Raw genomic sequence first — 2,018 nt, forward strand, 5'->3', positions numbered from 1 at the left:
TCCTTGTCCTGAAGAAGCGCAACGAAGTCAGCCGCCACAAGGCCGGAGCCTGCGGGCTCGTGGCGAAAGAGCGCGCCGGGAATGGCCGCTGCGGCAAGAGCGGTGCCGCCAAGGATGAGCAATGTACGGCGGGAAACGGCAGGCCCGTGCGCATGCTCCTGAGAGGCATCATGCGGATGGTCCGGGCTTTGGTGATCATGTTCCATGAGGCGTACTTTCGTGACTAAAGAAATCAGAAAGAAGAAGAGGGCGTGCCTGCCGCAAAGCCATTTTTCAGGTGATCGGCAAGGCGGAGCGCAAGGGCGACAACCGTCAGTGTCGGATTGACGGTCGCGCCTGTCGGGAAGAGCGACGACCCGGCGATGAAGAGATTGGACATGCCATGCACGCGGCAATTCGCATCGACAACGCCGTGGCGCGGGTCTTCGGCCATGCGGGTCGAGCCGAGATGATGGTTGCCCCAGCCTTCCGCTTCCGTCCACTCGTCGCGTTCGGGGAAGAGCACCTGCACGCGGCCTTCGCCCCAGCCGCCAAAGGCGCGAGCAACGGCTTCAAGATTGGCGCGGAGATTGTCGCGGTCGGACTTCTTCAGGCGCCAGTCGAGCCTGGTGCGCGGAAGGCCGAGCGCGTCTTTCTTGTCTGACAGCGTGATGCGGCTTGCCGGGTTTGGTTCCTGCTCGCTCGCGCAGCCAACGCCAAAGCGCCAGCCCACTTCATCACCCTCGGCAGGTGTGGAAGTGGTGCTGCGCGCAAGTTGCAGAATTTTGGGGTGAAGCAGCGCACCCGGATCATTCGGGGCTGCTTCCTCGGCGGAGGCAACGCTTTCCGACAGGATGGGCCTGCTCGGCGCGAAGGTCAGCACGGTGCCCATGCGCTTCGTGCGGCGCAGATAGGCCTCGCTCATCATCAGGCAGCCGCGCATGACAACATTGCCCGTATCACGATTGACGCGGGTGTAGTTGCGATACCAGTTTGCGACGAGGTTCAGGTCGGAGACCAGAAAGGTTGCGGGCGAGGGCACATGCGGATGCTCCATGAAGAAGCGGCCTACCACATCATTCCGGTTGCCGAGGCCTGCGCTTTCCACGCTGTTTGAAAGAAGCAGCACGCGTGCATTCTCGATGCCGCCACAGGCAAGCACGCAGACGCGCGGGCGCACTGTGAAGCGGACGCCGGACAGCGTGCCCATGCGCAGATGGTCCACTTCCGCACCGTTTTCCGTCGGCACGATTTCGAGGACATTACTGTTCAGATAGCAGGTGATGTTCGGCGCGTTTTCGATGTCGGGCCGGTATTTCTTCCCGAAGCGCGTGGGCGGGCTGTAGAGGAAGAAGCGTGTCTCCACCTCATCGCCCGCAAGCGGCATGGGCGCGCCGCCCTCCGCCCATTCCGAGGGGTCGTCGAAGCCGCTTGAGCGGATCTGGCAGACATCAAGCGCGCGGGTGTAATAGGGGTCGAGATCGGCCCGCGTGATCGGCCAGCCGGAATAGGGCACCCAGTCGCGCTTTTCGAAGTCGAGCGGCTCGAAAGGCCGGCACCAGCCGCCCCAATGGTTCGTCGTGCCGCCGAAATAGCGCAGTCTGGAGCTTGTCAGCGGGTAGTTGACCCCGGCCAGCTCGCCTTCATAGAGGTCTTGCGTTTCCGCATCGAACTCGAGGCCGCCGCTTTCGAGCAGGGCGACGGAAATGCCCGTTCCGGCAAGTTCGCGCGCAATGGAAATGCCTGCCGCGCCGGCGCCGATGATCGCAAGGTCAGTCTCGATGAGTGTTCCTTCGGGTAGCTGGCGGCCGTCGATGAACATCTGGGCGAATCTCCTGAACGGGTCTCTTTGCTGCTTTTCTTACCCGGATTCTCGTCCGAATTGCGGCAGGGCTGGCGTTTTCGGGGGATGAGGCCCCTGGCCCCCGTTTTCCGCCGGGTTTTGGCGGAACAAGAGGGTGTTTGGGGCTGGACCGGGCAACGCGCTCCATGCGAAGTTTCATGCCAACACGAATTCCTTCCGGCAAGCGCCACCGGGC

Annotated in this window: 2 protein-coding genes; both read right to left on the reverse strand. The window is 62.8% G+C overall.

Features of this window, described 5'->3' with window-relative positions:
* The coding region (locus WBF74_RS01225) for a hypothetical protein (RefSeq protein ID WP_424434029.1) at positions 1-206 on the reverse strand (206 nt) is incomplete at its 3' end.
* 26 nt (positions 207-232) lie between these two features.
* Positions 233-1,801, reverse strand: coding sequence for an FAD-dependent oxidoreductase (locus tag WBF74_RS01230; RefSeq protein ID WP_424434031.1), 1,569 nt, complete (start codon positions 1,799-1,801; stop codon positions 233-235).
* Positions 1,802-2,018: the final 217 nt, after the last annotated feature.

Source organism: Parvibaculum sp., from assembly GCF_049672805.1.
Taxonomy (GTDB): domain Bacteria; phylum Pseudomonadota; class Alphaproteobacteria; order Parvibaculales; family Parvibaculaceae; genus Parvibaculum.

Excerpts from the sequence above, each read along its gene's own strand:
- WBF74_RS01230 (WP_424434031.1), bottom strand. The coding sequence starts at position 1,801 with ATGTTCATCGACGGCCGCCAGCTACCCGAAGGAACACTCATCGAGACT.